Origin of the sequence: Leptospira kirschneri serovar Cynopteri str. 3522 CT (genome assembly GCF_000243695.2) — a bacterium.
Taxonomy (GTDB): Bacteria; Spirochaetota; Leptospiria; order Leptospirales; family Leptospiraceae; genus Leptospira; species Leptospira kirschneri.
Genome location: NZ_AHMN02000008.1, coordinates 132,497 through 159,203 on the forward strand (window position 1 = coordinate 132,497; position 26,707 = coordinate 159,203).

19 protein-coding genes and 1 tRNA gene are annotated in these 26,707 nt (G+C 35.7%); 14 read left to right on the top strand and 6 right to left on the bottom strand.

The features are described 5' to 3' along the window. Window position 1: 1 nt before the first annotated feature. Both LEP1GSC049_RS215255 and LEP1GSC049_RS215250 read right to left on the bottom strand, forming a co-directional pair. A tRNA-Gly gene (locus tag LEP1GSC049_RS215255) sits at window positions 2-73 on the bottom strand. Window positions 74-135: 62 nt separating this feature from the next. Beyond that, window positions 136-768 (bottom strand): arylesterase, encoded by a 633-nt coding sequence (locus LEP1GSC049_RS215250; RefSeq protein ID WP_004752733.1) that lies wholly within the window; start codon window positions 766-768, stop codon window positions 136-138. Between the two features lie 62 nt (window positions 769-830). Here LEP1GSC049_RS215250 and LEP1GSC049_RS215245 point away from each other — a divergent pair, with 62 nt between their 5' ends. From LEP1GSC049_RS215245 to LEP1GSC049_RS215235, 3 genes are all read left to right on the top strand, one after another. Then, a complete protein-coding gene (locus tag LEP1GSC049_RS215245; protein ID WP_016748793.1) occupies window positions 831-2,573 on the top strand; it encodes a glycoside hydrolase family 3 protein in 1,743 nt (580 codons plus the stop codon). Beyond that, window positions 2,570-3,733, top strand: a complete 1,164-nt coding sequence (hemW, locus tag LEP1GSC049_RS215240) for a radical SAM family heme chaperone HemW (RefSeq protein ID WP_004751926.1) — start codon at window positions 2,570-2,572, stop codon at window positions 3,731-3,733. Before LEP1GSC049_RS215245 ends, hemW begins: the two co-directional genes overlap by 4 nt. Window positions 3,734-4,211: 478 nt before the next feature. Next, window positions 4,212-4,619: an acyl-CoA thioesterase gene (locus LEP1GSC049_RS215235; RefSeq protein ID WP_004759021.1), complete on the top strand. Its 408-nt coding sequence runs from the start codon at window positions 4,212-4,214 to the stop codon at window positions 4,617-4,619. 349 nt (window positions 4,620-4,968) lie between these two features. Here the strand turns inward: LEP1GSC049_RS215235 and ilvN are convergent, their stop codons facing one another. Together ilvN and ilvB are read right to left on the bottom strand one after the other, a co-directional pair. Then, window positions 4,969-5,454, bottom strand: coding sequence for an acetolactate synthase small subunit (gene ilvN, locus LEP1GSC049_RS215230; protein ID WP_016560825.1), 486 nt, complete (start codon window positions 5,452-5,454; stop codon window positions 4,969-4,971). After that, on the bottom strand, window positions 5,451-7,160 hold the full coding sequence (ilvB, locus tag LEP1GSC049_RS215225; RefSeq protein WP_004763503.1) for a biosynthetic-type acetolactate synthase large subunit: 1,710 nt from the start codon (window positions 7,158-7,160) through the stop codon (window positions 5,451-5,453). Before ilvB ends, ilvN begins: the two co-directional genes overlap by 4 nt. 414 nt (window positions 7,161-7,574) lie before the next feature. Here ilvB and LEP1GSC049_RS215220 point away from each other — a divergent pair, with 414 nt between their 5' ends. From LEP1GSC049_RS215220 to LEP1GSC049_RS215210, 3 genes are all read left to right on the top strand, one after another. Beyond that, entirely contained in the window at window positions 7,575-8,684 is a 1,110-nt protein-coding gene (locus LEP1GSC049_RS215220) for a tetratricopeptide repeat protein (protein ID WP_016560823.1), read from the top strand. 665 nt (window positions 8,685-9,349) lie between these two features. After that, complete coding sequence (locus LEP1GSC049_RS215215) at window positions 9,350-11,881, top strand: methyl-accepting chemotaxis protein (RefSeq protein WP_004752262.1); 2,532 nt, start codon at window positions 9,350-9,352, stop codon at window positions 11,879-11,881. 80 nt (window positions 11,882-11,961) lie between these two features. Next, the gene (locus tag LEP1GSC049_RS215210; protein ID WP_004422893.1) at window positions 11,962-12,231 is read left to right on the top strand and encodes a hypothetical protein; all 270 of its coding nucleotides are present in this window, start codon (window positions 11,962-11,964) and stop codon (window positions 12,229-12,231) included. 382 nt (window positions 12,232-12,613) lie between these two features. On the opposite strand, the gene LEP1GSC049_RS215205 is transcribed toward LEP1GSC049_RS215210, so the two are convergent. Further along, the gene (locus LEP1GSC049_RS215205; RefSeq protein WP_004763482.1) at window positions 12,614-14,617 is read right to left on the bottom strand and encodes a hypothetical protein; all 2,004 of its coding nucleotides are present in this window, start codon (window positions 14,615-14,617) and stop codon (window positions 12,614-12,616) included. 171 nt (window positions 14,618-14,788) lie between these two features. On the opposite strand from LEP1GSC049_RS215205, the gene LEP1GSC049_RS215200 reads away from it, so the two are divergent. From LEP1GSC049_RS215200 to LEP1GSC049_RS215175, 6 genes are read left to right on the top strand one after another with little or no spacing between them, the layout of a single operon-like run. Beyond that, window positions 14,789-16,081, top strand: coding sequence for an ABC1 kinase family protein (locus LEP1GSC049_RS215200; RefSeq protein WP_016748797.1), 1,293 nt, complete (start codon window positions 14,789-14,791; stop codon window positions 16,079-16,081). Next, window positions 16,078-16,323 (top strand): FeoA family protein, encoded by a 246-nt coding sequence (locus tag LEP1GSC049_RS215195; protein WP_016560815.1) that lies wholly within the window; start codon window positions 16,078-16,080, stop codon window positions 16,321-16,323. Before LEP1GSC049_RS215200 ends, LEP1GSC049_RS215195 begins: the two co-directional genes overlap by 4 nt. A gap of 25 nt (window positions 16,324-16,348) precedes the next feature. Next, window positions 16,349-18,415, top strand: coding sequence for a ferrous iron transport protein B (gene feoB / locus LEP1GSC049_RS215190; protein ID WP_020767480.1), 2,067 nt, complete (start codon window positions 16,349-16,351; stop codon window positions 18,413-18,415). 11 nt (window positions 18,416-18,426) lie between these two features. Beyond that, window positions 18,427-20,382 carry an LTA synthase family protein gene (locus LEP1GSC049_RS215185; protein WP_016560816.1) on the top strand — a complete coding sequence of 652 codons (1,956 nt, stop codon included), beginning with the start codon at window positions 18,427-18,429 and terminating at the stop codon, window positions 20,380-20,382. Window positions 20,383-20,397: 15 nt separating this feature from the next. Next, window positions 20,398-21,396, top strand: a complete 999-nt coding sequence (locus LEP1GSC049_RS215180; protein ID WP_004752171.1) for an N-acetylneuraminate synthase family protein — start codon at window positions 20,398-20,400, stop codon at window positions 21,394-21,396. Then, complete coding sequence (locus LEP1GSC049_RS215175; RefSeq protein WP_004752379.1) at window positions 21,389-22,534, top strand: peptidoglycan DD-metalloendopeptidase family protein; 1,146 nt, start codon at window positions 21,389-21,391, stop codon at window positions 22,532-22,534. The genes LEP1GSC049_RS215180 and LEP1GSC049_RS215175 overlap by 8 nt, the downstream gene beginning before the upstream one ends. Before the next feature lie 538 nt (window positions 22,535-23,072). Here the strand turns inward: LEP1GSC049_RS215175 and LEP1GSC049_RS215170 are convergent. After that, a complete protein-coding gene (locus LEP1GSC049_RS215170; protein WP_004752396.1) occupies window positions 23,073-24,134 on the bottom strand; it encodes a saccharopine dehydrogenase family protein in 1,062 nt (353 codons plus the stop codon). 574 nt (window positions 24,135-24,708) lie between these two features. Between LEP1GSC049_RS215170 and LEP1GSC049_RS215165 the strand changes: the two genes are divergently transcribed. Both LEP1GSC049_RS215165 and LEP1GSC049_RS215160 read left to right on the top strand, forming a co-directional pair. Next, window positions 24,709-25,248 (top strand): hypothetical protein, encoded by a 540-nt coding sequence (locus LEP1GSC049_RS215165; RefSeq protein WP_004752666.1) that lies wholly within the window; start codon window positions 24,709-24,711, stop codon window positions 25,246-25,248. Between the two features lie 298 nt (window positions 25,249-25,546). Further along, window positions 25,547-26,470: a hypothetical protein gene (locus LEP1GSC049_RS215160; RefSeq protein ID WP_016748801.1), complete on the top strand. Its 924-nt coding sequence runs from the start codon at window positions 25,547-25,549 to the stop codon at window positions 26,468-26,470. Window positions 26,471-26,707: the final 237 nt, after the last annotated feature.

A 26,707-nucleotide genomic window follows, 5' to 3' on the forward strand; every position in this document is an offset into this window, starting at 1 on the left:
AAGCGGGAAACGGGATTCGAACCCGCGACCCCCTCCTTGGCAAGGAGGTGCTCTACCACTGAGCTATTCCCGCGATCATTTAGGTAGATCCATCATTTCTAGGAAAAGTAAGGTGTAAACACACTTTTTGGAGAATCATTTACTCTTCAAAATTTTTTGAAAAAATGGAATTAGATTTTTAGCGAGAATACGATGTCCTTCTGCAGTCGGATGAATTCCATCTTTCTGATTCAAATTTTTGATCCCTGCAACTCCATCTAAAAAGAAAGGAACTAAAATTAGATTTTCTTCTTTTGCAATTTTAGGAAAAACGGCTTCGAACTTTTTTCGATATTCTTTTCCTAAATTTGGAAACGTCTTCATACCTAAAAGAAGAATCTTTGCTTTTGAATTTTTCTTTCTCACTTTAGAGATAATCTCTTTTAAATTTTTTTCGGTTTGATCCGGAGAAATTCCTCTCATGGAATCGTTGGCTCCTAACTCCAAAACGAACAAATCGAAATCGGAAGACATCGCCCAATCCAAACGAGCCAGTCCTCCGGAACTTGTATCCCCGCTTACACCTGCGTTGATCGTTTGAGAAATAATTCCTTTTTTAGAAAGTTCTTTTTCTAAAAGTGCAGGAAACGCTTCCTCGGGAGAATTAAGACCAAAACCTGCAGTGAGACTATCTCCTAAAAATAAAATTCGGATCGTTTTAGAGTCGGAATGAATAGAAGTAAAAAAGAAAGAACCTAAAATAAAAATCATTATCTTGAAAAAAAACATAGGATCATCTACTCCCGGAATTTGTTTTTACAGAATTTCCGGTTTTCTTATTCTGTCAAACTATGATCCGACGCTTTCTTTTTGTGTCCCTACTTCTTTTGGGTTTCCTAACCATACTCTATTATGTAAGTTCTTATCAACAAGATCTACAAGCGAACAGTTTGGATGGATATTTAGAATTCCAAGCCAAAGAAATCGTAAACAAGATGAGTCCGGAAGAATTGTCGGGACAAGTAATCCACGTATCAATTCCTGGCAAAACCTTAGATCAAACCGCAGAAAAAGAAATCGAAGAAATTCTACCTGGGGGAATTATTCTTTTCGGAATCAATTTAGGCACAAAAGAAGAAATCTCAAATCTGAATTTAGAACTACAAAAAAAGAGTATGGAATTTTCCAAATTGCCTCTTTTGATTTCAGTAGATCAAGAAGGTGGAAGAGTTTTACGAGTGAGAGACGGAGTCACTCAGTTTCCGGGTGCGATGGCTCTCGGCCAAACCAAAAACTCTGATTACGCGTATAAAGTAGGTTTTGTAACTTCTTATCAACTCAGAAAACTAGGATTGAATTTTGTTTTTGCTCCCGATTTAGATATCAACAACAATCCGGATAACCCAGTCATCAACACTCGTTCTATGGGAAGTACTCCGGAAATGGTTTCTATCGCAGGAATCGGATACGAAAAAGGTGCAAGAATCGGCGGAGCCATTCCTACGATCAAACATTTCCCAGGTCACGGAGACACAAACGTAGACAGCCATCTAGGACTTCCAAAGATTGATAAGACCTTAGAGGAATTGGAAAAAATGGAACTCATTCCATTTCAGGAATCGATCCAACAAGGCGCAGAAGTTGTCATGAGCGCCCATATAGTATATCCTAAATTAGATCCTGATTTTCCGGCTACACTTTCCTCTAAAATTCTCAAAGGTGTTTTAAGGGAAAAAATGGGATTTAAAGGTGTAATCATCACAGACGCAATGGAAATGGATGCAATCGATAAACATTATAAAGATAAGGATCCTGGGGTTCTTGCTATATTAGCAGGAGCTGATATACTCCTTATGACTAGCTGGGGAAAAACCACCAGAGATATGAAAAACCAAATTTTGACCGCATACAAAAACGGAATTTTTCAAAAAGGAGAAAGAAATCTTTTAAAAGAAGCGGTGTACAGACAAATTTTATTAAAACTCAAACACGGAATTGTATATGAATTCTCCTCTAAAAAATCGGAATCAAAAGAAAAATTATCCGATTTAGAAATCAAAGAAATCGACTTCTTTCAAAATCAAATCGCACAAAGAGAGAAAAATTTTTCGGAAATATTTTCCCCCAACTTAAACACGGAAATTTCCAGGGCTTCGATCGTTTCTTTTCCTTCTTTATTTGATCCGAGTTCTGTCAAAACGGAAGAAACGATTTTTTCAGTGCGCGGAAAGGAATTTGAAACTGCATTAGAAGAAAAGAATATTCCAAACGTAAACTACTCAAAAATTCCCTTACTGGTAAAACAAAACAAGTTCAAACGAATTGTAGCGGTTACGTTCAGTCAGTTGGAATTGGACCTCGTCGCAAAACTTGCAAAACGTCATTCCAACTTGGAAGTAGTCGCACTTCATTATGGAAGTCCATTTCTAAAATTGAATACTCTTCCCAACCTTAAAATTCTATTTTCTTTTTCTCCTACGTTAGAATCTAAAAAAGCTCTTTTGTATTCTGTATTAGAAAGAAAGTCTACGATTCCGGTCGTGGATCTGATTTTAAAAGGTGAAAACGAAAAAACCGCGTCCCAACAACCATGACATACAATTCCGGAAATCCGATCTCCAAGATCGGACATCCCGGAGTCTACATACACTACCCTTATTGCATTCAAAAATGTGAATATTGTGATTTTTATTCCGTAGGAAACGATAAAAATAAGGTCCCAGATGAAGCCGGGCTTTTTCAGAGATACAAAGAGGAAATTACAACAAGAATTTCGGATAATCCTTTCATTTCTAAATTAGAATTTGACACTATCTTTTTCGGAGGGGGTACACCTTCCAGAGCGGAAGTTTCTGAAATTTCGGATTTAATCGTTTTTTTGCGAAATAACATTAATCTTTCAGAATATTCAGAAATTACTATGGAGTGTAATCCCGAAGATATTACTCCGGATTTTTTAAGATCTATCGAACAAGCCGGAATTAATCGTATATCTGTGGGAATTCAGAGTTTTTATCCGGAAAAACTTCAATTTTTAGGAAGATACTACGATCCAGATCGTTATGAAAACGTTTTAGAAACTGTGAAAAGCTCGGGGATTTCCAATTTTTCCGCAGACTTAATCTATGGAATTCCAGGTCAAACGATTCAGGAAATTCTACAAGACATCCAAAAGGTTTTGTCGGCGGGAGGAAAACATATCAGTCTCTACGCTCTGACCGTGGAAAAAGGAACGGAATATTCCAGAAAGGTAATGGATAAAATCTCTCCGAGTCCAGAAGAAGAAATTCAAGAAAAAATTTTAAAACTTCTACCCGATTTACTTTCGCCCTACGAATTATTTCAGTACGAGGTCAGTAATTTTTCTAAACCTGGTTTTTTTTCCAGACACAACCTCAAATACTGGACGATGGAATATTATCTGGGAATCGGGCCGGGAGCACATGGTTTTCTTACTGCGGGAAGATATTCCAATCCTAGAAACGTGGATACTTATAAAAGAAAGAATTTTTCCAAAGAATACACAAAACCGGATTTCTATGAAGAATTGGTTTTATCTTTATTTCGTTTATTCCAACCGATTTCGATGAAAAGTTTTTATGAACTGATTCCAGATCAATGTCAAATTTTAGATCTGCGGTTAAGAAAACTTCAAGAATTAGGACTCTGCGAATTTTCGAACGGAATCTTTCAATGGAAACCGGAAGCGATTTTGTTTTTAGATTCTAAAATTTTAGAACTAACCTCTTATTGATTGAATCTATTCTACAATTCTTTTGGACATTTTCTATTCGATTCCAGGAAACTAACGTTTCTATTTTTATCCTTTGAATCGAACAATCAAAATTTAAATTTTCAGTGTTTTTACACACAGACCTTGTAGAAACAGTTTAAAAAAATTACGATATAAACAACAGATGCTGTCTTTTTAGATAGAATTCTATTAAAATGAACTGATTCAAATAATAAAATTTACCAATAAAAGTAAATTTGACCTATTTTCAATCTTTAAGCATATCTGGGCAATATTCAAAAATAATTGTATACAATTTTCAATATATATCAGATTTATAATTAAACTCTCACGACTCATAAAAAAATGGATTTCGCATCGTTTTGTACCCAAACTATCTATATTCGATCCAAATTCTCCTAAAAAAAGCCCATTGAGCCATTTTAGAAGCAAATTTACGGCGCTATTCTTTTTATTCTAACAGTTAGGGAAAATAGGGATGATAACAACGCATACAAAAATACATTACTTTGAAATCTCTGTTGAAAATTATCATTGTGATGAGGACAAAAATCTAAATTTAGAAAATGTACAACTCTTTTTGAACGAAGCCAGAAAACAAGCTCTCAGAGAAATCGAATTGAATTCTCAAAACTTAGACCTAGCTCATATCGAACCAATCGTACTTTGGTCAGAAAGTGATTATAGAGGTCAGATTCATTTTCCGGATTCGATTTTAGTTCAAACCGAATTTAGGACCATTACAAACGCACGTTACAAAATCATTCAAAAACTGATCCGAAAATCAGACAGTAGAGTTGTTTGTAATTCGAACTCATTTTGTATTCTTTTTGATTCCAATCGAAACAGACCTTGGAAACAATCCGTTTCTTTAAGAGCAGTTTAAAGTTGGTTCCAGAATCTTAAGATCAATCGGACTTACTGATAGAATAAGATTTTTTTGAAAATGTGGGAGTTACTGTATTTCTTAGAAAAAGAATACTTTATAAATCCGTAATCGGACAAAAACGCAGCTTGTAGGAACTACTACATGAATGTCTACGGCAGGTTCTAAAACAAGGTGGGTTCGGCAATGAGAAATATTTTTTAAAAGTATGAGTTCCTACATTTTTGTGAAATGAAAGCGTCTCGCTTTTTAGAAGCGCTCAATAGATTTTGAGATAGGTTCCTAAAAATTTCTTTAAGAGCAGTTTTCTGATTTCGGAATTTGAAACGACCGACTTGCAAAGTTCAGTTTAAGATCCGACACTTCTATAACGAATCGCAATTTGTCCTGTGCGAATAATTTCTTCGATTCCATATTTGGACATGATTTCTACGATCGCATTCACTTTGCGGAAATTTCCCGAATATTCTATCGTTAAAGAAGAATGTGTTAAGTCCGCTATTTTTGCTTCGAAGACCTCACATACAGAAAGAATTTCCGTTCTAGTTGTTTCGGTTAGTTTTACTACAAGTAATACCAGTTCTCTACTTACACAATCATGATACGCAAGATCTTCCACTTCCAAAACGTCCGGAAGTTTCAAAAGTTGTCTTTTGACTTGATCTACCGTAGCCTCGTCCCCTTTGACTACGATCACCATACTTGAAATTTCCGGATTTACGGTAACACCTACCGCAATCGAATCTATATTATAACTTCTGCGAGTAAATAATCCGGATACATGACTCATAACTCCGGGATGATTGTTTACCAGAATTTTTAGAATATGTTTCATACTTTTTTTAATCCGGCTAAATCTTTAAATTCGATCATTTCTTTTTGAGACTTTCCAGCGGGTATCATCGGAAATACTTTTTCTTCTGCCGGTATCATTACTTCTAAAAATGCGGCTCCGTCGTCTTTTGTAAAAAACTCAATCGCTTTATCTATTTCCGATTTATTTGAGATTTTCATCGCGGGAATAGAATACGCTTCCGCGAGTTTTACAAAATCAGGATTAAAATTCCATTCGGACTCTGAAAATCTTTCCTCGTAAAATAATTCCTGCCACTGACGAACCATTCCTAAAAAGTTATTATTGAATACTAGGATTTTGACTCCTAATTTGTTTGCTACGATAGTTGCTAATTCTTGAATATTCATCTGAATCGATCCGTCACCCGAAATACAGATGGTAGTTTTATCCGGTCTTCCGAATTTCGCTCCAATCGCTGCTGGAAGTCCGTAACCCATCGTCCCCAATCCTCCGGAAGTGAGCCAATTATTTGGTTCATCCATAAGATAATATTGAGCGGCCCACATCTGATGTTGCCCTACATCCGTGGAAACAATCGCTTTTCCTTGAGTCTTTTTATAAAGACGTTCCAAAAAGTCCTGCGGTTTTATTTCATTTCCAGAATTGTCAAAATCTAAAGGATGTTCTTTTTTCAAATTTTGAAGATGAGTAATCCATTCCTTACGTTCTTGTTTTTTTACAAACGGTAGAATAGCACTTAACACGTCCTTTAAATCTCCGTGTAAAAGATAATCCACCTGAATTCGTTTATTAAATTCCGCCGTGTCTATATCAATATGTGCTCGAACCGCTTTTTCCGCAAATTCTCCTATTTTCGCAACTCGGTCGTCAAACCTAGCCCCTAAATTGAGTATATAATCACATTCTAATACTGCTTTATTCGCAGTGGCGGTCCCGTGCATTCCTAACATTCCAATACTTAAAGGATGAGTTCCTGGAAAGGCCCCAAGCCCCATCAGAGTTGTTGTAACCGGAATTCCTCCTTTAGTAGCTAATTCTAAAATTTCTTTGGAGGCGCCTGCGTTAATCGCACCTCCTCCCACATACAAAAGAGGTTTTTGAGATCGATTGATCGCTTCTGCAAATTCCTCTAAATTTCCACTAACCGCCGGCTTTTTATAATGATGAGGAGCAATTTTTAATCGGGACGCCTTTCTTACGTTAGTCGGTTCCGTTTGTACGTCCTTAGGAAAATCCAATAAAACCGGCCCAGGACGACCACCTAACGCGACTAAGGTGGCCTCTTCAAAATGTCTCGCTATATCGTCTGCCGATTTTATCAAAGCGTTGTATTTTGTGATCGGTATGGTGATTCCAAAAATATCCGCTTCTTGAAAAGCGTCCGTCCCTATCGCATTTGTAGCCACCTGTCCCGTAATGGCTAGAATCGGAACCGAATCCATCTTTGCGTCAGTAAGCCCGGTGACTAGGTTAGTTGCTCCCGGTCCAGACGTTGCGATACAAACTCCCAATTTTCCTGTCGCTCTTGCATATCCTTCGGCCATATGAACTGCACCTTGTTCATGCCTCACTAAGATATGTTTGATTTTTTTACTCTTATAAATTTCATCATAAAAGGGAAGAATGGCTCCGCCAGGGTATCCAAAAACGACATCCACTCCGTATTCTTCCAGTAGTTCCACCATCAATCTAGCACCGGTTATTCTTCCTGATTCTGTGGACATGATTCTACCCCTTAACGTCCATAAAGATAGCGGAAAGGCTACTGTCAAGAGGAACCGTATTTTCAAATCTTCGGTTCTTTTTCAGAAAAATGTGGTTTTAGATCGTTTTAGAAACTTTAAAAATGAATGAATCTTTTAAAATTGAATCCATACAAAACGTCATTTGTAGAATGAATTCTACTCTTCAAAAAACTTTTATGAAAACGAAAACGAAAATTTTTTCCAGAATCCAATAGAGAAAATGGACTAGTTTCTCTATTGAAATCACTTTTTATTTTGAGAGTGGAATCATACATTCTTATTTTCTTTACAGAATATTTAAGCTTAAAAGAATATTCAATCAATCTAGTGCGTCAAAAATAATAATGCGAATTCTAAATTTGGAAGAGAACAAACTTTAAAAGAGAGAATCAAATGGAAAATCCTAACGTGGAAAAAGAAGAAGAGGATAAACAATTTGCCATCATCAAAGGACTCGCTAAAGAAGCCTATAAACTTTTAGATTCACACCAGTTTCCAAAAGCAGAAGCGAAGTTGAAAGAACTTCTGGAAAAAGATCCGCACAATACTTATGGCTTAGTAGGAATGGGCGATCTGTTTTTTAAGAAAAAAGATTATAAGAACGCAATCGAATATTATCATAAATGTATCCAAGAGGATCCTTCTAATAAATTCTCGCTCATGGGACTAATGAACTGTTATCGGGAAATGAATCTTCTTTCCAAAGTCATCGAAGTAGCGGAAGAATACAGACATATCACCATTACAGACGCTTCTATTTTAAGTCGAGTCGCAGACGCACATAGAAAATTAAAGAACTTTAAAGAATCAGAAATTTATTATATGCAAGCTTTACAGATCAATCCTAAAGATCAGTATGTGATCGTAGGTTTAGGACATCTCTATTTCGCCTGTCAAAAATACAAAGACGCAATCCATTGGTGGGAAAAACTACTTCTGATTCAACCAGACAACATTAAAATTCTTACTGAGATAGGAAATTCCTATCGTAAAATCAAAGACTACGACGAAGCGATCCAATATTATCATAGGGCCGCTGAATTGGATAGAAAAAACTTTTTCGCGTTATACGGTCTTGCAGAAAGTTATCGAGGTAAAAAAGATTTCCACAAGGCAAATCAAGATTGGGAAAGAATTCTGGAATTTGATCCGGATAATAAACTCATCATTAACCGTTATGCGGATAGCCTAAGAGGTATGGGTGAATTCGACAAAGCGCTGGAATGTTTTAACAAGATTTTAGCAGAAGGAGAAGACTATTTTGCACTTCTTGGAAAAGCTTCTTCTCTCAAATTAATTGGTAAAAAAGATAAAGCAGAAGAAATTTATCTGGATCTACATAAAAAATTTCCTATGGATCCAAGACCTCTTTTAGAACTTTCGGATCTACACGTTGAAATGGGTAAACCTACAGAAGCAATTCGACTATTGGAAGACTTTCAGAAAAAACAACCTCTGAACGAAGAAATCAAACATAAACTTGAAAGTATTCGAGGTGAATAATGCCCTCCCTTAAAAAGTATAGAATCGTCTTGAGGTAAAAGTATCTTTTTAGAATTTTCGTCCTAGTTCAAGACCGTTAGTTACTCTTAATTCCACAAAAACAAAACTCATATTATCTGGTGAGTTTTGAAAATTAAAATCGGATTTTAATTTTCACCTCCTCCAAAAAAAACGAATTCCTATTTTATTATATTATATTTTTTTAAAGTATTTAACTACTTAAGTAATTTGCAATATAGAATTGAAAACGAAAATTAATTTCTACTATTATATAGTTATTACCCATAACTATATAATAGAGTATCTAATATTTCACATAGAATCAGCGTTTTGTGATAAAATTAACGGTACTCAACTTCATAGAGATCAGTAAAAAGAATAAATACTCCATCCGCTTCTGTTTTATGGAAATGGTTGATGAAAGCAGTTTTGTTAAACTGAACTTTTAACAATTCTATTCTATTTTTCATATAACATCACCTACTTGTTTTCTAAGAAAACGAAATCACAAAAGCTCCCCTCCTCTTTTCATACCTCAAGGAATATTTCCTTAAATGACAACTAACGTTCATTTTATCTAATATTTTTCGCTTTATCCTTGTATTAATTAAAGTAAATCCATAAGCTTATACAGCACACATAACGTATACTTTCGGAACAAAATTATGAACAACAACATTACAAACTCGATTCGTAAATTCATTCTTCATTTTATTTTAGTAACCGAGGTAGTTGGATTTACTCTTACGATAGGTATAGCCATTGTATTTTTCACTACATTTTTGGAAATGGATTCCGATCAACTTAAGATCGCAATTCGTATCACTTTGACCACCGCAGTTTTCACTGTTATGTTCGCAATTTTTTCGGATACGTACAGATTAAGGCCCATTCATAAGTATCTTTTTATGTTAGAAAAAGGAATCACAGATAAACAGATTGCACTCAATGCACAGAAATCAATATTTCGAATTCCTTTTTTTCATTCCATAGACATTGGCCTTAGAATAATAGTCACCGCTTTCGTAGTAATCTATCTACTCAGCCAATTTATAATTTTAGAAACGGCGGATTACTACAACCTGGGATCTCTTACTCTCATTATGTGTCTTCTTGTAGGGGTATATACTTTTTTTGCTTCGGAACAACTAACTTCCAATCTAATCAAATCGGGGGTGTTCGACCACATTAACATTTCCTCTTTGAGTAAGGTTCGCCTAACTCGTTCACTTACGATAACCTTTATTTTTATTGTTTTCGTTCTTGCGATCACTGTTTCGGGTCTAGTTTTTAAACTCAACTATTCCGGAATTAGAAAATCTTATTTCAATCAAATGAACAATATGAACGAAACTCTCAGCATTTTCACAGAATCCATTTTCGAAGAGGTTCGGTCGGACTCTGAAAAACTTAAAAGTGATCCTTTTTTTATTTCTTTAATTAAAAATCATAAAAAAGACGAGATTCAGAATTTTTTGAAAACACTTTTAGAACGTTCTCCAATATATGAATCCATTTCGCTTATCAAACCGGAAAACCAGTCTTGGAAAGTTATAGCGGGAACCGAAACTCTAAATCAAAATACAGATTCTATTTTAAAGGACTTTCAACTCCCTGTAGTTTTAGAAACAATTTCTAAACATAAAACCTTCTTTATTAAACCTATCTCTTCTCCTATTTCTGGAACTCCGATCCTTTTAATTTTGGAAACAGTTTTTGAAAACTCAAACCTTTTCATAGCGTATTCTCTCAAAATAACCGACCTTACTCAAAAAATCATCGGTTCTATTCAGATCGGGAAATCTGGTCATATAGGCCTTATGGATCATGAAGAAATAGTAATCAATCATATTAACTCTTCATTATATTTAAAAAAACTTAAAAACATTCCTTTTTACGAACAAGTTAAAAATTATAATTATGACGTTCCAATTCGGTTTCTTTCTGACGGAAAATATAGATATATGATTTTTCATAAAAATAAAAAATACAATTTTATCACGTTTACTTCGATCGAAAACGAAGAGATCGCAGGAGAAGCGATCATCTGTGTTTACGTTATGACCGGGATTTCTTTTTTTGGTCTTTCTTTTATTGGAATTCTGGTCTATCTGATCCTTAAAAAAAGAATTCGCCCTTTGGAAGAGAGTAGAAAAGTTTTAGAATCTATGACAGAAGGAGATCTCACCAAAGGACTTCAAGTTTTTTCAATGGATGAAATCGGAGAAATGAGCATTTCGATCAACCTGTTTAATAAAAAAGTGAAAAAGATTTTAAATAAAATTATTACCGCATCCGAAAATCTTGCAGGCTCTTCCGACGAGATGTCCAGAGCTCTGAATTTTATCTCTGCAAACACTCAAAACCAGGCGGCTTCTTCGGAGGAAATTTCTTCTTCGATCGAAGAGATAGTCGCCGGTATGAACGGAGTGGAAATCCAAACCAACGAGCAGGTATCCTTATTGAATCAACTCGCTTCCGATATGAATCAATTTTCAGATTCGATTCATAAAATTTCGCATAACATGGAAAAGACGATGTCGGAGGTGGAAAGAATTACGGAAGAAGCGAAAAAAGGAGGAAATTCCTTAGAACTGACCAATCATTCGATCACTAAGATCAGTAATAGTTCGGAGGATATTTCAGGAGTTATAGAAATCATCAATACGATTTCGGAACAGATTCATCTTCTGGCGTTGAATGCGGCGATTGAAGCGGCAAGAGCCGGTAACGCGGGTAGAGGTTTTGCCGTCGTAGCGGATGAAATTTCTAAACTCGCCGATAAGACTACAAACAGTATTAAAGATATTGAACGTATTATTAAAAATAATGAAACCGAAATCGGAGCCGGAATTCAAAATATCACAGATACGGTCAACGTCATTAGCGGTATCATAGAAGGGATTTCCGAAATCAACCACCAAATGAAGGTAGTAAATCAGTTTATGGAAAATCAACTTTCCAAAAACGATCAGATGAATCTCACCGCAAAGGAAGTCAAGGATAGAGCCGACGTAATTCAAATTTCGGTTCAAGAACAGAAAAACGCAATTGAGGAAATTTCGAAAACGACCGCTACGATCAACGAACTCAATCAATCCTCCGCAGCCTCTTCAGAAGAACTTAGTTCCAATTCGATGGGCTTAGCAAAATTAGCCGAAGATTTAAAACACGAAGTAGTATTTTTCAAACTTTAATTCTAAAGATGGTTAACTTAAAGTATTCAAAAAGCACAAGAAACCCTTGATTTTTCCGCCCTCCGTTTTACTCTGCGCTTATGGAATGGGAAAAAATACTCAGGGACTCAGTAAAAGACAATAAAATCAAGGAGCTGCATCTTAGAAAAGTCCCCACTCTCAAAACCTGCGACGATTGGAGTAAAGTTCGGGAGATAGGACTGATCGATCATAAGACCAAGTACGCACATTACAAAGGAGGGTTGGTTAAGTATGGAGACGCTCTCTTTTTTGTTACGGACGAAAGACTTCAAGCTATAGCACCGTATCGTAAATGGGAATTCAAATCTAAAATCAAAGTAGAAGAATAGTCTTATTTTAAAATCTTGTGATTAAAATAAAAAATAACTTCTCTTCAGACTTAAAATCAAAAATTTCTTAAACAATTTTCGAGAAGTTCTCAAAAGCGAAAAATCAGCGTTTTTGTTATATTGTATATTTCTAATATTTTGAAATTTTAATTTTCTAAACTCAGCAATCCGAACAAGGCAACGTGGTTTTTAAGATTTAGACATTCGGATAGAAGGTTGATCTTAAACATTAGAAAACCGAATTATTGATCTTAATACGAATTTATAAATCGATCTTAAAAATATTTAAGAGACCGTCTATTCCGAATCGGCTTCTTTAAAATTTCGACTCTTTTAGGATTTTATGAAGGATGCAGGGACAAACTGACTTTAAATCAAAAGATCAACGAGTTAAATTTACGATTAAATTCAATTTTTCGGAAACGGTAATGACGTCTTGAACTCGATTTTTATCTACAAGTATCGCCGTAGGACCAATTTCATCTAAAACGATTTTTTTTCCTTTGATCTGTCCGAGAAGTAGTTCCATCGTGTTCTGATCCTTCGTTCGAACTAGAACACAGTCTTCGGTGATTTCTACTACTGGAAGATTTCCGCCCCAATCTTCCAATAAAAAGAGTAAGTTTTGAGCAAGATCTGCTTTACTAGAACTTTTTAAGAAATCTATAAACTCTACGGGTTTATATCCTAAAAGAATTCCCAATTGAAACGCTTCTTTAGTCAAAACGAAAGTATAAACTCGATCATAATCCTTGAGTTCAGTAAACGCTTTTAAAAGATGTAGACCATAAATCGAAACACGATCCGGAAATGCAATGATCGTAAAGTCCGGATTGATCGTAATTCCACCCTTCTCCGTTTTATGAGAAAGTTCTCCCGTTTGAAAGAAATACTCTCCCAACTTAGAAAGAGAAAGGAAACGATTTGGATATTCTACTTCTAAAAGACCAAACAAATGTAGATAAAAAATTACACTCATAATTTCTTTACGTAGTTCCGCAAGGTCAGACTGAAAATTTTTAGTCCTAAATCCGGGAGAAAGTATCAGATGTTCTCGGATGATGTTGGAAAAAATTACGGATAGATGAATTCGTTTGGCCTTGATGATCAGACTCACACATTTGTCTAAGATAGGCTTATCATAAAATGGCATTTCGGTCGCGGTAAAAACCTCCGCGGGAATAACCCGTTTCATTCGAGCTTCGTTCACTTCATGTACGACGAGTTTCATGATTTCGAAAATATCCTTTCCGTTAAACTCGTTCATTTCTTCTCTGAGTACAATGTTTTCTCCCTTAATATCCACTATATTCAAAAGTTTTAATACTGGGAGAATCAGTTCCATCTGATAGATCTGACTTTTTTCCGGAAAAATCCCTATATCAGGATTGAGAAGTTCTTGTTCCGTTCTTTTATGATCCGCTTGTTTTACCTTTCCGGATTTTGCAAGAACCAATCCTTTACGACTGATGTAAGATATGAGCTTTTTTGTATTGAGAAAAAAATCTAGATCATTGGTCGCGAGCTTTTCAGTTCTTTGTTTGGTTCCTTTTTTTACGGAAGGTAAAATAGGATGTGTCTGAACGTATTTTAAAATTTCATCCGGAATCACAAACACCCGAACGAATTTTTCGTCTACAAAACAAACGTCTACCACAAGGCCTTTGGCGATCAAAACAGGTACGATCAGTTCATATTTCCCTCGACTGGTAACAACGTAACTGCGTATATCTTCCGCTTCGGAAACACCACCGCTTAAATAAACTCTCACCAAGGTATCCCTTTCCAATTCGGAAAGAGATTGAAGGTTTAGATCGATTCCTTCTTCGGAAGAAGCAAGAGCATAAAACTTCTTCATTCCGTCCAATTGTTTCGGAGCTTTAACGACCGCTTTCCACTCATCGGAAATTTCGGTTGTCTTTTTTCGATCCAGATATTTTTCTAAAGAGATCTTATACTTGTCTCCCTTTAGATTCTGTTCGAGAGGAACCAGATCGGCAATTTCCTCAAACGCATGATATTTATCTAAATTATTAGTAAGACGTTCCCTATTTTTTCTCTGATATACGAGATGATATTTTCGTAAAAGGTTTAGCTCCATCTCTACGTTGATCGGAGGAATATTTACCTTTCTAGAAATTTCTCCGAGAGTCAGTACATTCTTATTTTTAAGAATACTTGAATAAATTGTAACCTGCAATTGAGTGAGTTTTTCAAGAACTCCTTTGAGATAAAAATCGTTTTGAAAAATCTCGTAGAGATAAGTTACGTTTTTATTTTTTTCTTTATAAGGAAGTTTTGTAAGATTCCAAAGAGCAGCGACTTTCTTCAGGTCGTTCTGTTCCAGTTTATCGAGTTCCTGAAGTAATACTGAATCGTTACTCATAAGAGAAGATACGCCGAGACGGAGTATTTTATGTAGCCATAATCAGAATTTGCTCTCGTTCGTAAACAAAAAAGCGAATTTGACTCGCATACATTCAAGTGAATTCATCCATTTTTTCAGACTTCTTTTCTGTAGTTGTATTTTGAATCTAAGTCCAAAATATTTGTGATTATGGCCGGTTTTTTTGATTCCCTGAAAATTGGTTTTGGCGGCGCCTCTCGAATTCTAAACAGCAGTTTTGTATTCTCCACAAAAACCATTCTTCTTTTAAAAGATCTTGCATTGGGTGACGATACGTTGCCGATCCGTCTTCGAGAAGCGTTTGAAGAGTTAGGCGCCACATATATCAAGTTAGGTCAATTGATTGCCTCTGCTCCTTCTCTTTTTCCAGATGAGTTCGTTTCCGAAATGCAAAAGTGTTTGGATCAGGTTCGCCCGATTCCCTATTCTACGATCAAAACCATCGTCGAAAAAGAGTTAGGTGGAAAACTATCAGATCATTTCCTAAGTGTGGAACCGATTCCGATCGCCTCTGCTTCCATCGCACAAGTACATTCTGCGGTCACCAAGAACGGATTAGACGTAGTGATCAAAGTGCAAAGACCGGATATAGAATCTACGTTATCCGCCGATTTAAACCTAATCTACTTTGTTTCGGTTCTTTTTGAAAAATTTGCTCCCGGCCTAAGTAAGTCCGGCATCGCGGACATGGTAGAACAATTCCAAATTTCTATATTAGAAGAAATTGATTTTTATAAGGAAGCAAACAATATAGAAGAGTTCGAAAAAGAACTTCTTTCTATGGGAGAAACCAGGGCCAGAGTTCCCAAAGTTTACAGAGAATTATCTACGAAAAAAATTCTTACCCTAGAACGTTTTTACGGAGCTCCTATCACGGACGAAAATTCGATCCGTAGATATTCTTCCGATCCCCAAAAGACACTGACAGACGCCCTTGAAATCTGGTTTTCCACACTTTCTAGAAGTGGCTTTTTTCACGCGGATGTACATGCAGGAAATCTAATGATTCTCAGAGACGGTACCGTTGGTTTTATAGACTTCGGTATCGTAGGTAGAATTTCTCCCCGCGTTTGGGAAGGTTTGATGATCTTTTTAGAAGGCCTCAGTTTAAATCGAACCGAAAAGATCGCCAAAGGTTTGATCCAAATGGATTCTACCGCCAAAGGTGTGGACGAAAAGAAATTTTCAAAAGATTTAGAGACCGTCTTTTCTAAAATGACCGAAATGGTCTTGAAAGTTCAGATGGGAGATTTAGAATCTTTAGACGATAAAAAATTAAACGCGATCCTTTTTGAGTTCCGAGAAATTTCAATTCAAAACGGTTTAAAAGTTCCAAAAGAATTCGGACTTTTAATTAAACAAATTTTATATTTCGACAGATACGTAAAAACGATGGCTCCCGATATAGACCTGATCCGAGATCGTGATAAATTTCTAATATGATGTTAAACGAATTAAAAAAGGGGCAAGAAGCACCCATCGTTTCCTTACTTTCTAAACCGGGTAAAGAAGAACTGTTCCGTAACATTTTAGACATCGGATTACTTCCAGGTACCTTTGTACTGATTCTTGAAAAATATTCTTCTCAAAACAAAATGGTGATACGAGCGGGTGAAATAGAAATAGCGATCCGAAAAGTAGAAGCAGAGTTGATTCAAGTAGGAGAAATCCGTGGGTCATTCTGATAGTTCAAAAATGTTTCGGATTTTGATGGCAGGAAATCCAAATTGTGGAAAATCGACTTTATTCAATCGACTAACAGGGCTTAGACAAAAAACCGGCAACTATCACGGCGTCACCGTCGAAAAAGCGGAAGGTATTTTTCATCACTTAGATCAATCTGTAAAAATTTTGGATCTTCCCGGTGCGTTTAGTTTGGGAGGAAACTCAGAAGACAAACAGATTACAAGTAGAGTTCTGATCGGTCATGAAGCAGGAGACCGCATACTTTTTGTGATGGACGCCTCCCTTGCAGAAAGAAGTCTTCAGTTTTTACTTCAAATATTAGAATTAAACGTTCCCGTTTTAGTCGCAGTTACGATGAAAGACGTTCTAGAAAAAAAAAGGATTCAACTCAGATTAGATTTACTTTCAAACGAATTCGGAATTTCATTTCAATACGTAAATCCTAAAAACGGAGAAGGAATCAAAGAACTCAAAGATCGGATCGTTTCTCCAAAAGCGTTTTGCCTTCCTACTCGATCCTTTCCGTGGGACTCGGAGAGAGAAAAGTTTCTAAACGATCTTTTAAATTCACTTTCCTCAGAACATTCCAATTCTTTAAAGTTTGTTTTGACCAATTCTCTTAAAGAACTTTCCGGCGAAGTTTTACAAAAAGGTCTCCCTGGACTTTCTCTTTTTTCGGAAATTCCCTCAAAACTCATCCGTGAAAAATTTGAGCGTTTTGGTAAACGTTTTACTTATTTGGAAGAGCTGACCCAAAAATCCATCTATATTAAAAAAATATTAAGCAAAGCAATCGTTGGTGATCCGATTCCGAACGAAAGGGTTCTTTCCAAAGCGGATAAAATTCTATTACATCCTTTTTGGGGACTGGTTTCTTTTTTAGGTATTATGGCATTGGTATTTCAGGCGCTTTTTACTTGGTCGGAAATACCTATGGATTGGATAGAATCCTGCGTTCGAAATGTAGGAACTTTTGTAGGAAGTTTTTTAGAAGAAGGTCCTCTTCGTTCCTTAATCCAAGAAGGAATCATAGGTGGGGTCGGAGCCGTCTTAGTGTTCATTCCTCAAATTAGTCTTTTATTTTTATTTATCGGTATTTTGGAAGAAACCGGTTACATAGCCAGAGCTTCCTTTGTTATGGATCGTTTTATGGGAAAGTTCGGCCTTTCGGGTAAGTCTTTCATTCCATTGTTATCATCCGCGGCGTGTGCAGTTCCTGCGATTATGGGAACCAGAACTATTGAAAACAAATCGGATCGACTAACAACGATTTTAGTTTCTCCTTTGATCACTTGTTCGGCACGTTATCCGGTATATGTTTTAGTGATCGGAGCGATTTTTCCCTCAAAAAATTTTTTGGGAATTTTTAACGTTCAAGCGCTTACTATGTTCGGGCTTTTTCTTTTGGGAATGATCGCGTCTATGCTCGCGGCTTTAGTTTTCAAAAAGACTTTTTTTAAATCGGATTTTTCCTATTTTTTAATGGAGCTTCCAGCTTACAATACCCCTTCGATCAAAAGCCTGGCACTTACAGTATTCAAAAAATTGAAAGCGTTTTTATCTACCGCAGGACAAATCATTCTATTTATTTCTATCTTACTTTGGTTTTTGGCAAATTATCCCAGAATCGATTCATCCCTTTATCCAAACCTTACAGACGCAGAACTAAAAAAAATACAGATCCGGGAATCCTACGCGGGACGCAGCGGTAAATTTATGGAACCGGTTTTAAAACCAATCGGTTTTGATTGGAAGATGGGAATCGGAATCATTACTTCGTTCGCTGCAAGAGAAATTATGGTCTCCACACTTTCCATCATATACGGAGTCGGTGGAGAAGAATCCACAGACGACCTTAAAGAGGCCCTCCTAAAAGATACAGATGAAAACGGCAAACCAGTCTGGGGATTGAGTAATTCTGTCAGCTTACTTCTGTTTTTTGCGTTTGCCTGCCAGTGTATGTCCACTTTAGCAGTGGTGAAAAAAGAAACGAATTCTGTTTTTTGGCCCTTGTTTTTATTTACATATATGACAATTTTAGCATATTCTACTTCTTTTATAGTATTCCAGGCCTGGCAATTATTCTCCTAGAAAAAATTAGAATGTCTCGAAAATTTCCGCCCAACCTGAAAATTATTTTAAGTTTTACAATTTTGTTTTTGATTTTATTGATTACGTATCGAGTTAGTTTTACGATCGTTTTCTTTTCTAAATTCTATTCCGCGTCTTTTTTTGAAGTTATACTGGCATTTTTAGTCGGAATTCGTTTTGATCTTTCCGTCTGTGTATTTTTAATCGGACCCTTTTGGATCCTTTCCGCAATTTATCCTCTAAATCGTTTTCGAACCTATTCTCTTTTCTGGGGAATTTCTCCGATCGTTCTATTTTTTTGGGCGTCGTCTCATCTAATCGGAGACATTTTATATTTCGGAGAAACCAATAAACATTTAGGTTACGAAGGTTTTATATTTTTAGGTTCTGAGTTTTGGATCATTTTCAAAGCATTTTTTGTAGGCCATACAATTTTAGCGATTATTTCTTGTCTTCTAATCGGAATCTTACTTCCGTTCAGTATCTATCAATATATTCAAAAAAACTTATATATTTTTGACCCAGCTCAAAAAAGATTGGAGTTATTACAACTTCCTTTTATTATCCCGGTTCTATTTCTGCTCGTGCGAGGTGGGTTTCAATCCAGACCGCTTCGTGCGAGCGACGCAATGATTTCAGAGACTTATATAGTTAATCAACTGGTTTTAAACGGCATTTTTACCTCCGTTATGGATATTAAAAACCAATCGATTCCAAACAATTTACAAGTTACTTATCAGGATGCGGTCGTTTCCGTCCAAAAAGAAATAGAATATCCTACCTCTAAATTTATTTCAGAAGAATATCCCTTATTGAGAGAAACCGAAAAAACCAATCCGGGCAAACCACCTAACATCGTTTTGGTTCTTTTGGAAAGTTGGACCGGAAAATACACTTATACAAACGGGCAAATTCTCCCCGAAGGCAAACCGATCGCCCCCCATTTCGAAAATTTAATCCGACAAGGAACCTATTTTCCCAACTTTTTCGCAAGCGGAGGAAGAACCACAAACGGTCTTTTATCCACGTTAACCGGAATACCTGATGGCCCTGGTTTGACCGTAGTCAGAACCCCCAGAATTTTGAGTCGTTTTGGTGGACTCGGAACCATTTTGAAATCGATCGGTTACAAAACCTTATTTGTTCATGGTGGAGACGTAAACTTCGATAATATGAGTTTTCTTTTTTCGCATTGGGGTTTTGATACCATTTTAGGCCAGGAATATTTCGATTCTTTAAATAAATACAAACCCGGTCCTTGGGGTTACTACGACGGAGATTTGTTAAACGAATTTCACGAAATTCTAATAAATCAAAACACTCCCTTTCTTGCGGCTACTTTGACTTTAACCACTCATTATCCCTATAAGGTCCCCACCCCGGAAGACGAAGTATTTTCGTCCCAACTTGAGGAAGCAGATTACTTCAACGTATATCGTTATGCAGATAAATCGATTTATCTATTTTTAGAAAAAGCGAAAAAGGCCCCCTACTTTCAAAACACCGTTTTTATATTCGTAGGAGACCACACACATCATAGAAATCTAGATTATTTCGAAGATAGAAACGTTCCTTTTTTAATCTATTCTCCCGGAAAAATTTCCGCTAAGATAGATGATAGAATCTCCTCTCAGTTAGACGTCATTCCCACGATTTTAGGAATCGTCGGTAAGAAAGTACGTTTCTCCGCAATGGGTAGAAATCTTTTAGACAAACATATTCAAGGTGGAAAAGCCTACTTCGCTTTTGGAAATTTATTTGGTTGGATCGAAGACAATTGGATCTTCTATAGTTTTACGGATAAAATTAGAAAGTCTTCCTTTTCCATTGTTCCAAGAATCGGAGAAACTGAGGAATGTAAAAACGATCCAGTTCAATGCGAAACGTATCATCTGAAAGCGAAATCATTTTGGAACTTAAGTTATGAACTAATGAGCCGAAATCTTATATATCCAACTCAAAAATAAAACACGAAGTAAACCATGAACTTTTCAAAAGAATTTTCAATCGCATCCAAATTAAATCTAGGCCCTGAACATCCTCCGATTGTAGTAGCTGAAATTGGACTCAATCACAACAACGACGAAGAAATCGGTAAAAAGACAATCGCAGCCGCTAAAAAGGCTGGAGCCCAAGCGGTAAAATTTCAATCCTACGTCACAGAGGAATTTATAGACGTTCATAATCCGGAAGCAAAGGTTTTAGTGGATATATTCAAAAAATATGAACTATCCGAAACGATGCATAAAAAATTCCAAAAAACTGCGGAGGAAGAAGGTTTGATTTTTTTCTCCACTCCTCTTTGTATCAGTTCTCTAAATCTGCTTATAAGTCTAAAAGTTCCAGCAATCAAAATCGCAAGCGGAGACGTAACCAATAAAACACTTCTTTTAGAAACCGCAAAATCTAAACTACCCGTAATTCTTTCTTCGGGGGCTGCGGATTTTTTTGAACTGAGCAGAGCAATTTCCTTTTTAGAAAAAGAAGGAATCGATCAACTTTGTCTTTTACACTGCGTTTCCATCTATCCAACTCCTCCCGAAAAAGCGAATCTCAAAGTGGTAGAAACATTCAAAAATCTTTATACGTTTCCGATCGGTTTTTCGGATCATACCGCAGGAAATATCGCCGCATCCGTCGCCGTTTCCTTAGGGGCTTGTATGATTGAAAAACATTTTACTTTGGATAAAAACCTGGACGGTCCCGATCATGTTATCTCCGCAAGCCCAGAAGAATTGAAAAGTGTTTGTGAAAGCGCTTTTATTTCTTGGAAAATGAAAGGAAACGGCGAAAAAAAACCTTGGCCGGAAGAAATCAACGGAAGATTTTTCGGCAGAAGATCCTTATACTCGGACCCAAAAGGAAATCCGATCGCACTTCGTCCGGATTTGACTCAAAAAGACAAAAAATATTTGGATTCTTGGGAAACGGAAAAAACAAATCTCTTGAGTTCGAAACCAGGCAAACCTTTCCATGTCTAATCGATTCTATTTTTCTAAATTAGAATATTCAATTTTACGAATTTTATTTCTGGCGTTCTTCGTTTCTACCTCTGCCGTAGGCGCACCTACAATCGCCTATGGCAATTTAGGTTCGGAAGTGGATTTTATCGATTTCGGCAGATGGACCGCCGCACCTTTTAGTTATTCTGTATCATCTTCATTTTCCGCTGAATACGGAGGATTTAATCTTTTTGATTCAGATTCAAACACACATTGGTATTCTGCCAATCGTTTGGGTTCTGAATGGATCATCGTAGACTTCGGTTCCAAAAGACTAATCAACGGTTTAGAAATTACGGTTCCTATTTTTAGAAAGGAAAGGGCAGTAAAAAAATACGAGATCCAAGTTTTAATCCGAGACGACTGGAGAACCATTCTTACAAATCAAAACGTAGAACTGCATAATTTTCATAAACTCGGAAATATAGACTCTTCGGTTTTAAGAATCCATTTTCCCGATTCCACAAATCGTGAAGTTGTAATCAGCGATCTCAAACTTTTTCTGAATCAAAAACTTTTAAATGGAATTGAACCTAGACTTAGAGGTTATTCGTTTCCAGTTCCTGACGGACTCATTTCCAGTTTTGATTCCCAACTTCCAAACGCTCCTAGAACCTATCGAAACGGAGTCCATAAGGGAATCGATATATACAAAAAAAAGGATATAGACGGCCAGATTCGAAACTTAAATTTCCAAGACGAGGTAGTCTCTCCCGAAGACGGAATCGTAGTTCGAGCAGATCATTCCTATTCCCCTATGACTTTATCAGATTATGAATATCATACTACCCAGTCCCAAAAAGGAACCGTGACTTATGTTGAAAAAGATTTTGGAGGAAGACAAGTTTGGATCGATCACGGCCACGGTGTAATGACTAGCTTCAACCATCTTTCTTCGATTTATAAAAACATAAAAGTAGGTGAAAAAGTCAGACAAGGAGAATCGATTGGAACCGTTGGAAACTCAGGTTTATTAGAAGAGGCGAAAGGAATCGCAGACAATATCCATCTTCATTTTGAAATCTGGGTAGACGGTGAATTTTTAGGAAACGGTCTCCCTCCCTCCCAAGTTCGCAAATTACTTCAGTTCTTTTTCAAAAGAAACGGAATGGATTAATTTCCACACAACTAACGTATGTTTAAGATTAAAAAAGTTTTTTAACATTCTCCGCAATCGCAAATAATGATTTTCTTATTTAGCGTGAGTTAACGCGAAAGGGATCGATGCGGGGAAACTAAAGCAAAACGCTCTCTCAAACTCAGCGTCTCGCTTCTATTGGCGCTCGACAGATCGCGTTTTAAATTGAATCTAAAAACGATTATTATATAATGTTTCCTATATACAATTTATTGATCAGAGCTAAAGAGCCCGGTCCGGCGGCCTATGGCAAGCAGGATTTCTCTGGTTTTCTTACGTCGAATTCACATTATTTAACGTTAATTCGATGTAAAAAATTTATTTTATAAAACCCGATTTTTCTGTAAAAATAAAATGTAAGGCCTTATCACAACACCTTTAGACAGGAAAACTACTAAATTTTTACACTTTATAACTTATAGATATAAAATAGTTTTATAATATATCAATACTCAAATAACCGCCTACTTTATTACAGCAGAACAAAAATATTCATCCGACAAAACACTCTAAAAGTTTAAGATAAAATTTTAGTTCCCGGAATTTCCAATACAAACTTAGAACCGAATATTTTTGCAGGAGTAGTGAAACCTGCATGGAATTTCTTTTTTTCTACTTTGGAAACTGCGGCTAACGCAGATTCGACGGTAAATTCATACGCTTCCAAACAACGCATCCGAATGGAAACTCTCTTGGAATTCGCTTCGCTCCAAACTTCTCCCCAAAGAAGCACTTCTCCCTTTTTTCTTTTTTGTTTATCCGGTCCACTTGCAATCACTTCTACAATATTTTGTATTCCTTTTAAAATCGCAGAATTTTTTAAGAAAAAAATACTAGGTTGTAATAATTTCAAAATCCTAGTTTGAAATTCCGGAAAAGAAGAATATACCGTGATGTTTGGTATTTCCGTGGAAATAAATGAAGTAAAAACGTCCCCCCAAGGAACTGCAAAAAATTCCGCATAACGCCCGTTTATCTCTATTACTTTTTTTAAACTCAACTGTGGAATCGTTTCAATCTTTCCGTTTCTTCTTATCTTAGATCCATAAGGAAGTTGAGCCAGTGCACTTTTTAAAGTTCCTCTGGATAAGTCCGTAAAACCGGTAAATCCCAATTCTAAAAAATGGGCTTTGGAAAGTTTTTCTTTGAGCATTACCGCAAGACAATCGGTAGGTACTACGTCAAACCCCACTCCCGGAAGTAACATTACATTTTTTGCAAGTGCCTTAGGGGATAAGGAATACAACGTTTCAAATACCGGAATTTCTCCGGTAACATCCAAATAGTGGACCCCGGATTCTACACAAGCTTTTGCTATTGGAATCGCTGTTTCTATAAATGGACCGGCACAATTTAAAACTAAAAAACTATCTGAAATCTGATTTTGGATTTCTTTTGGATTTTCCAAAGAAAATATTCTAAACGGAAGTCCTAGTTCTTCAGCAATAGAACGAATTTTAGATTCAGATCTTCCGGCCAGGATCGGCGTTTGCCCTCTTTCCACGGCCTTTTCGGCAATCAGTTTTCCCGTATAACCATTCGCTCCATAGAGAAGCCAGTTTTTTTTCTTAGTGGCCATAAACCAAATTTACCTTGAATATAAGAATTAGTCAAGTTTTGACAGAAATTTACGCACGATATACACGATCTATAAGTCGATTTTTACTAATGACTTTAGGGTTAGTTATCTCTTACACAGATCTTTAATACTTAAATCTAAAACTCGAATTTCAGAGATCCGAATTTAAATAGAAACCAGATCATCCCTAAAAAGAATTATATTTTTATAATTTATCTTTTTGATAATCTGTTCAATCGGCTACTTCATACAAAAATTCAATGGATGATCATTTTTTTAAATATAAAGATACTTTAAAAATTTTGAAAGTGATTTTTAAATATTTCGTAATTAATAGAAAGTTTTTGAAAGAACATATAATTCATAAATAATGGTGGGTTAATTACCAAATTCAACAATGTTAAAAATAATATTCATTAGAGTTGTTGAAAAATTAATTCTTGATCTGTTTGTATTGGATTGAATGGACAATTGAAGCAATTTTACGAATCTTCACTATGGAATTTTTCAACAACTCTATTTTAAAATAAAAAACGACTTGTTTAAAACTAATTCGATTTTTTAAAATATCTTTATGTGTTATTATATTACTGCTACCATACCTAATCACATAAATTTAATTAAAACGAGTGAAATTTTAGAAAACCACAACTTAAGATTTGAAGAAATTATAAATCCGAGTATTTTAAACCAGACTTCAAATCTTTATTTCTATTTTCGACCCACCACAGGCATCTGTGATTGTGAAACTACATTAGGATCTAAAATAAATTCTCATCAATCTACAATTTCTAAGTTAGAAAAAAAAGGTTGGAGTAAAACTAAAATTAATCGATGGCTTTCGGAAAAGGTTCGTTACGAACTTAAACAAAAATCCAATTCTGAAGTTTTAAAAAAATCTAATTTATTAGAAACGGAATTTTGGCATCAGTTGATTTTGGAATTTTTCTCTATGAATCTTTGTAACGAATTCGGATTATTAATTCATTGGTATGAAGGACCGTTAGAAGAAGAATTTAAACTCAAAAGTATTTTGAAAATCAATTCAAATCATCTGCCCAATTCGTTCTTTGAAGAAATGGAAAACGACATTCTATATTTATTTCAAAAATAGTTTTTTGAATTTAGATTCAAAAAAATAGAATTCAATTGAAAATCCCATCCAAAATTGATGTTAAATTCAAAAACGAATTATAAAAAGTATTTCATTTTGACCTAAAAAAATAAAACCGTCTTACTCGTTCGGCTGTTTTTGAGACTTGTTTAAATTCAAAAAAGAATAGCTCCAATTTATAGATTTAAGATTCTTAGCAAGTTTTTATAAACCTAAACGTTTTTAGTTTACTTTGTATGACCGCTTACTGTTTTTTAATTATGTCTTGATCGGAAAATTAAATTTTATCTTAGAAATTATGAAAAAGATTTTTGCTCAAATCAGCAGATATTTACTCTTCTTTACACCTCTACATTCTCTTTTATTACTGACTGCTTCCTTTTCAAAAGAATTACGCGATCTGCAATATCATCCTACCGACTCATTGGATTGGGTAATATTAATATACTTAGTTCCAGCAATTGCAGCCGCATTTTTAAACCAACTGATTCCTTATACTTATTTTGACACAACCAAACACAAGATTATCACCACTGTATATTTATCGATTGGCGTAATGATTTTATTTTGGAATCAATCTCATTGGGGTTATTATCTTTCGCGTCCATCAATACCAAATTCAATCAAAGAAGTAAAACGATTGGTATCTGAATTGTCTCTTGAACCAAATATCTTTCCCGCCTGTAATTTGAAATCAAAAGATCGTGACTGGCAACTTACTAGCTCAAAACGATTTGATTACGATACCACACAAGATAGAATCGAATACTTTTTAGACGATATTTCCATACGCCTATCCAATGAGGATGAAACAAATTGGCGCCAAGCCTTAAATAAAACTTCATTTCGTTTGAATATCTCCAAGGGCATAAAGATTCACGATTTCATTCAAAAAAATTATACCTTTGAACAACCGGAAGCTGAATATAACCAAGTATGCTTTTTTCTTGCAGTAGATATCTTTGAATTTATAGATTTTGACGGGAATAAAATCTACTATGTAGGTTATTCCACACACCAACTATCAAACGACCACTATGCGTATTATGAATTTATAATTTATGAAAACGAAAATGGTTATCAAATTAAACAATCCAATCGATTCTTTTACGATATAGCTGGAATCGAAGGTTTAGAATTTCCTTATTTTATGCTTCTATTCAATATTATTTATATATCTTTCTCAGGATCAATAGCCGCAATTCATAAAAGCAAATCTTAAATATTTCAAATTTTCATAAACTAACACGAGTTTGGCGGTTTAAAATCCGGGCGAATCCCGCCAATAGTCTGCAAAAGAAAGATTCAATGAAACAGGCGGGACCGGGCTCTTTAGCTTCAGTCAAGTTATTGTGCACATTAGTCATACATTCAATTTCTTTAATTTCAATAACTTGACTCCGCATCGATCCCTTTCGCGTTAAACTAAAGAACGATCCGACAAAACATCTAGAAATTT